The sequence below is a fragment of the Providencia sp. PROV223 genome, assembly GCF_028479245.1.
Classification (GTDB): domain Bacteria; phylum Pseudomonadota; class Gammaproteobacteria; order Enterobacterales; family Enterobacteriaceae; genus Providencia; species Providencia rettgeri.
On the sequence record NZ_JAMPNG010000024.1, the window covers coordinates 42,038 to 48,414 of the forward strand.

6 protein-coding genes are annotated in these 6,377 nt (G+C 39.2%); 5 read left to right on the forward strand and 1 reads right to left on the reverse strand.

Annotated features, from left to right (window positions below):
* Window positions 1–285 precede the first annotated feature (285 nt).
* The 5 genes from acs (at window position 286) to PR767_RS21305 (ending at window position 5,007) form a co-directional block, all read left to right on the forward strand.
* The gene (acs, locus tag PR767_RS19425; RefSeq protein WP_115166313.1) at window positions 286–2,241 is read left to right on the forward strand and encodes an acetate--CoA ligase; all 1,956 of its coding nucleotides are present in this window, start codon (window positions 286–288) and stop codon (window positions 2,239–2,241) included.
* 195 nt (window positions 2,242–2,436) lie between these two features.
* On the forward strand, window positions 2,437–2,748 hold the full coding sequence (locus PR767_RS19430; RefSeq protein WP_004906633.1) for a DUF485 domain-containing protein: 312 nt from the start codon (window positions 2,437–2,439) through the stop codon (window positions 2,746–2,748).
* Complete coding sequence (gene actP / locus PR767_RS19435) at window positions 2,745–4,394, forward strand: cation/acetate symporter ActP (protein ID WP_042851474.1); 1,650 nt, start codon at window positions 2,745–2,747, stop codon at window positions 4,392–4,394. The genes PR767_RS19430 and actP overlap by 4 nt, the downstream gene beginning before the upstream one ends.
* Window positions 4,395–4,514: 120 nt before the next feature.
* Window positions 4,515–4,898, forward strand: a complete 384-nt coding sequence (locus tag PR767_RS19440; RefSeq protein ID WP_162598879.1) for a 3-deoxy-7-phosphoheptulonate synthase — start codon at window positions 4,515–4,517, stop codon at window positions 4,896–4,898.
* Window positions 4,867–5,007, forward strand: a complete 141-nt coding sequence (locus PR767_RS21305; protein ID WP_109913247.1) for a 3-deoxy-7-phosphoheptulonate synthase — start codon at window positions 4,867–4,869, stop codon at window positions 5,005–5,007. Before PR767_RS19440 ends, PR767_RS21305 begins: the two co-directional genes overlap by 32 nt.
* Before the next feature lie 114 nt (window positions 5,008–5,121).
* Here the strand turns inward: PR767_RS21305 and PR767_RS19445 are convergent, their stop codons facing one another.
* Window positions 5,122–5,550 carry a hypothetical protein gene (locus PR767_RS19445; protein ID WP_004906643.1) on the reverse strand — a complete coding sequence of 143 codons (429 nt, stop codon included), beginning with the start codon at window positions 5,548–5,550 and terminating at the stop codon, window positions 5,122–5,124.
* Window positions 5,551–6,377 lie beyond the last annotated feature (827 nt).

Sequence of the window (6,377 nt, forward strand, 5' to 3'; positions counted from 1 at the left end):
CATTATCAAACCCATAGTAAATATATGGATATTTATATTCGCTATGAGAACTCCTTTATTCAGTAACTAATACCAATAACCCCATCGTTTATTTTTCTTTAAATCTACCTTTTATTATATTTTTAGCTTTATATTTCAATTTGATATTTAGCATCAAATGATAATCCTGCAAATCTCATTACAATTAATACGTGATCTTCCGCGCAAAAGAAAAACAAATTTAAAAATCGTGCTTTAGTTAACCATTTTTTGACATAGTATTAACATCTGCAAGGAGATAATAATATGACTCAAATAACTAAACATCCCGTTCCTGCTGAAATTGCAAAAAATGCCCTGATAAACGAACAACAGTATAACGATGAGTACCAACGCTCGATTCAAGACCCTGAAGGATTTTGGGGCGAAAAAGGAAAAATCGTTGATTGGATTAAACCTTATACACGTGTCAAGAACACCTCTTTTGACCCCGGCCATATTGATATCCGCTGGTTTGAAGATGGTACGTTAAATTTAAGTGCAAACTGTTTGGATCGCCATCTGGCTGAAAAAGGCGACCAAACTGCGATTATTTGGGAAGGCGATGACCCCTCATCGTCAAAAAATGTCACTTACCGCGAACTACACCATGATGTTTGTCAGTTTGCTAATGTTTTGAAACAACAAGGTATTCGTAAAGGCGATGTTGTCGCCATTTACATGCCGATGGTTGTCGAAGCTGCTGTCGCGATGCTGGCTTGTGCTCGTATTGGCGCGATACATACAGTCATTTTTGCTGGTTTCTCCCCTGAGGCGGTCTCTGGTCGCGTTATTGACTGTAAAGCAAAGCTAATCATCACCGCAGATGAAGGCTTACGAGCAGGTCGTGCAATTCCATTAAAGAAAAATGTGGATGACGCACTCGCTAACCCGCAAGTCACTACGGTTTCTAATGTGATTGTTTACCAACGTACAGGCAATGCGCCGAGCTGGGTAGAAGGGCGTGATCTCTGGTGGCATGACGTCATCAAAGGGGTCAGTGCGGATTGCCCTCCAGAAGAAATTAACGCAGAAGATCCGCTATTCATCCTATATACCTCTGGTTCTACAGGTAAGCCAAAAGGCGTTCTGCATAGCACTGGCGGTTATTTAGTCTATGCCACACTGACATTTAAATACACCTTCGACTACCATCCAGGTGAAGTCTATTGGTGTACTGCAGATGTGGGCTGGGTTACAGGCCATAGCTATTTATTATATGGCCCATTATCCAATGGTGCTAAAACATTAATGTTCGAAGGGGTACCTAATTACCCAGCAGTTAACCGAATGAGCCAAGTGGTTGATAAACACCAAGTCAATATCCTTTATACCGCCCCAACTGCTATCCGTGCATTAATGGCCGAAGGCGATAAAGCCATTGAAGGTACAGATCGCAGCTCATTACGAATTCTCGGTTCAGTGGGAGAACCCATTAATCCTGAAGCTTGGGAATGGTTCTACAAAAAAATTGGTAATAGCCGCTGCCCAGTGGTTGATACATGGTGGCAAACCGAAACAGGTGGTTTCATGATCACTCCACTTCCGGGAGCAACCATGTTAAAGCCAGGGTCTGCAACATTGCCATTCTTTGGTGTTCGCCCTGCATTAGTCGATAACCTTGGTGAGCCTATCGAAGGCGCCACAGAAGGTAACTTAGTGATTGTTGATTCATGGCCGGGCCAAGCCCGAACCTTATTTGGCGATCACGAACGCTTCGAGCAAACCTATTTCTCAACCTTTAAAGGCATGTACTTTAGTGGTGATGGTGCTCGTCGTGATGAAGATGGTTATTACTGGATCACAGGCCGTGTTGACGATGTACTGAATATTTCGGGCCATCGTTTAGGTACCGCAGAAATAGAATCAGCGCTCGTTGCACATCCGAAAGTGGCCGAAGCTGCAGTGGTCGGGATTCCTCATAATATTAAAGGCCAAGCAATCTATGCTTATGTCACATTAATATCTGGGGTTGAGCCATCACCAGAGCTATACACCGAAGTTCGCAACTGGGTTCGTAAGGAAATCGGCCCTATTGCCACCCCGGATGTACTTCACTGGACGGATTCACTACCTAAAACTCGTTCCGGTAAAATCATGCGTCGCATCCTACGAAAAATTGCATCAGGAGACACCAGTAATTTCGGAGATACCTCCACGCTGGCCGATCCTGGTGTTGTCGAAAAACTACTCGAAGAAAAACAGTCTATGAGTATGTCATAACGCCAAAAGGCCAACTCATAGAGGCGGCCTTACATACATCCCAACAAGATGGTTTACTCTAAATAATTCGAGGGGTAGCTAGGCGACAAGCGAACGAAGCACGAGGGGCATACACAAGTATGTAACTCGTGTGAGTGAGTGTAGTCAACAAAGCTGCAACTTGAAGTATGACGAGTATAACAGAGGAGAACTCTGATGAATGCTACTGCTTACGAAAAGGTAGAGGATAACCCTCGCTTTAAAGAACTGGTTAGAAAACGTAGTCGCTTTTCATGGTTGTTATCAATAATAACGCTCGTGCTGTATGTTGGTTTTATTTTTCTTATCGCTTTTGACCCAAGCTGGCTTGGAACACCAATATCCGAAGGTTCATACATTACAAGAGGAATTCCTGTTGGTGTAGGGCTGATCGTCATTTCATTTGTACTAACGGGGCTTTACGTTATCCGGGCTAACGGTGAATACGACCGTTTAACAGCAGAAATTTTAAAAGAGGTAGAAAAATGAAAATATTGCTCTCACTCATTCTCTTTTTTACCTCCTCAATGGCGTTTCCCGATGCATTGACAGGGGATGTTGAACGCCAGCCTGTGAATATTCAGGCGATTGTGATGTTCTTACTGTTTGTCGGCTTTACCTTATATATAACTTACTGGGCGTCAAAAAGAACGCGTTCTCGCTCTGATTACTATACTGCAGGCGGGAAAATTACAGGTTTCCAAAACGGGATGGCTATCGCGGGCGACTTTATGTCAGCGGCTTCCTTTTTAGGGATCTCCGCCCTGGTTTATACTTCTGGCTACGATGGCCTGATTTACTCGATTGGCTTCTTAATTGGCTGGCCGATCATTCTATTCTTAATTGCCGAGCGCTTACGTAATTTAGGTCGCTATACTTTCGCTGACGTCGCTTCTTATCGATTAAAACAAAGACCAATTCGCATTCTATCTGCGGTTGGTTCTCTGGTTGTTGTTGCACTGTATCTTATTGCTCAAATGGTGGGTGCGGGTAAATTAATTGAATTATTATTTGGTCTCAATTACCACGTCGCGGTTGTTATTGTGGGTATATTGATGGTGCTGTATGTCCTATTTGGTGGAATGTTAGCCACAACTTGGGTTCAAATTATTAAAGCCATCTTGTTATTAGCTGGTGCAACATTCATGGCTGTTATGGTTATGAAGCATGTTGGCTTTAACTTTAATACCTTATTTAAAGAAGCCGTAGAAGTTCATAAAAATGGTATTGCTATCATGAGTCCTGGAGGGCTGGTCTCCGACCCTATATCCGCCTTATCCCTTGGTTTAGCATTAATGTTTGGTACAGCAGGCCTCCCTCACATTATTATGCGATTCTTCACCGTTAGTGACGCGAAAGAAGCACGTAAAAGTGTGTTCTATGCCACAGGGTTTATCGGTTACTTTTACATATTAACCTTTATTATTGGTTTTGGTGCCATCGTTCTTGTCAGTTCCAATCCTGCATTTAAAGATGCTGCTGGTGCATTAATTGGTGGTACCAATATGGCCGCTGTACACCTTGCTGATGCAGTTGGTGGTAATTTCTTCTTAGGCTTTATTTCTGCAGTTGCATTCGCCACCATCCTTGCAGTTGTTGCTGGTTTAACCTTAGCAGGCGCCTCCGCGGTTTCTCATGACCTATATGCGATGGCAATGAAAAATGGTAAAGCTGATGAAAAAGATGAATTACGCGTATCTAAAATTACCGTTGTTATCTTAGGTTTTGTTGCTATCGGGTTAGGCATTCTGTTTGAAAAACAAAACATTGCTTTCATGGTTGGCTTGGCATTCTCAATTGCAGCAAGCTGTAATTTTCCAATCATTTTACTCTCAATGTACTGGCGCAAACTGACTACTCGTGGAGCATTAGCTGGTGGCTGGTTTGGTTTAATTACTGCAGTTGTCTTGATGATTTTAGGGCCAACCATCTGGGTCAGCATTCTTCATCATGAGAAACCAATTTACCCTTATGAATACCCAGCAATTTTTTCTATGGCTGTTGCGTTTATTGCTGCCTGGTTATTCTCTGTAACAGATAATTCAGAACAAGGAAAAATGGAAAGAGAGCGCTTTAAAGAACAATTTATTCGTTCACAGATTGGGCTTGGTATTGAACAAGGAAAATCGCATTAACGTCGACCTCTCATAATTATATAGAATAAAAAACGGCTATTTATGCCGTTTTTTTTATTCTATATAACGTAAATATTAAATAACAATGAATAACAATTACATATCGAATATTTAAGAGAGGTGGAAAAACCTATTGGTATCAAATGCGGGCCAAATATCACATCATATACATTGCTGAAATTAATAAAGAAATTAAACCCTAGTCAAGAAAAAGGAAAAACAGTTCTCATCATTAGAATGGGAGCAGGTGTTATTAAACAAAAACTCCCGGCTCTCATAAAATCAATTCAGCCCAGTGGCAAGCCCGTCATTTGGATGATTGTCCCTATGCATGGTAATACTAAAAATGCCAAAGAAGGATATAAAACACGTTATTTTACGGGTATTACTAATGAAATGATTCAGTTCATTCATATATTAAAGGAGGCAGGAGTACATCTAGGAGGTGCCCATTTAGAAATGACAGGACTAGATGTTACTGAGTGCACAGGGAGGTATCCTTGAAATCAGCGAAGAAGATATTAGTTATAAATATCAGTCATTATATGACCCTAGACTCAACAAAATGCAATCTCTCGAAATTGCATATCTTCTAGGTAAAAATTGGAATTAGTTATTTTTATTAATCTAGCCCTCAATGTAGGGCCAGCCTTTGCAATAGATAAAAAATCCCCCAACTAAAAGTAGCCGAGGGATATGCAAACATTTATTAGATTGTTAGTGTGTGCTAATTTGCATAGTGCAGTCTTTCTCTATTAGCCCAATCTTCAACAAGTGAATAAGTACTTGATGGGTTTGCCTTTCTCTCTTCTTGAAGGCTCTTAAACTCTGCTTTATTTTTTGGCGTATAACGCATCAATAATTGGTCTAATACAATATGCTTTTCAGCAAATTCAGAATCCATTTTTAGACGCTTATACAATGTGTATGTGATGATGGCACTAACCGCCAACATGGAGATCACCGCGACAAAGCTGTAATCTATTCCAAAATAAATTCTTGCTGCATTTAATAGTAAAAATGGTACAAAAAACATCACAAGTATAGAAAGAATAATTGCACCATCTTGCCCATTGTTAAATTCAAATTCATTCTGCTTATTTACAGAAAGAATTTGATCAAAAATCTTATGATTAGCGCTTTTTGCCTTTTTCATGTGATCCACCTTTGGCACATAAACAATATTTACATGAAATACAGTTAGTTAATGATTACAGCTTATGCTATTAACGACACCTTGGACTGTGTTCTTTCCATTGAAAATTCTATTTATAAACAAATTTTATATCTAATGTAATATCTTAAGTTGATTTACTCATTATAAGCACAATAAAATAAAACATCAATTTAACAATTTTTATATATAAAAATAACCATTCGAATAAATTTTAGACGTAAATTTAAAATGGTGATGAATTGCTGTTATATCAGAAAAAATGGCTTATAACATTTTATCTATTGATATTATTAATATTTAAATGATAAACACATACTTTTTGTACATACTAATTAACACTATAAAAACCATAAAATAGAAAAAATCCAAATAAGTAAAGTAGAGTAAATCGATGAACTAACCTTACTAATTCATTATTTATTTTAATAGATTAGAATTTATCTATCGGTAGGGTATATAAATGAATTCATTTCATACCTATTTAAGAAATGATGGTTCAAGCTTACCTTCACTGCTCCACTTTATTTTTTAAGTGGACTGTCACTTATTTCCCAGGCAATTCCATTCATCGAGGTGATAGGTAAACCACCAACCCGCTATATCCATTGGATTTTACTAAAACTCTGCTACCCACCAAACAACTTGTGAGCTGTTACTTACTACTCTGAGTCTCTCATTAGCATTCAACCTCTAATTTCATTAAAATTTCGCTACATACCAAACAAACCGTGAGCTGTTACTCACTACTTTGTATCGTGGTGGTTATATTCATGATTAATGGCCCTGCGAATAGGGATGAAATTGAA

What these genes read in the sequence shown, in the direction of transcription:
- acs (WP_115166313.1), top strand. Translation starts at nt 286, where the DNA reads ATGACTCAAATAACTAAACATCCCGTTCCTGCTGAAATTGCAAAAAAT.
- PR767_RS19430 (WP_004906633.1), top strand. Translation starts at nt 2,437, where the DNA reads ATGAATGCTACTGCTTACGAAAAGGTAGAGGATAACCCTCGCTTTAAA.
- actP (WP_042851474.1), top strand. Translation starts at nt 2,745, where the DNA reads ATGAAAATATTGCTCTCACTCATTCTCTTTTTTACCTCCTCAATGGCG.
- PR767_RS21305 (WP_109913247.1), top strand. Translation starts at nt 4,867, where the DNA reads ATGTTACTGAGTGCACAGGGAGGTATCCTTGAAATCAGCGAAGAAGAT.
- PR767_RS19445 (WP_004906643.1), bottom strand. Translation starts at nt 5,550, where the DNA reads ATGAAAAAGGCAAAAAGCGCTAATCATAAGATTTTTGATCAAATTCTT.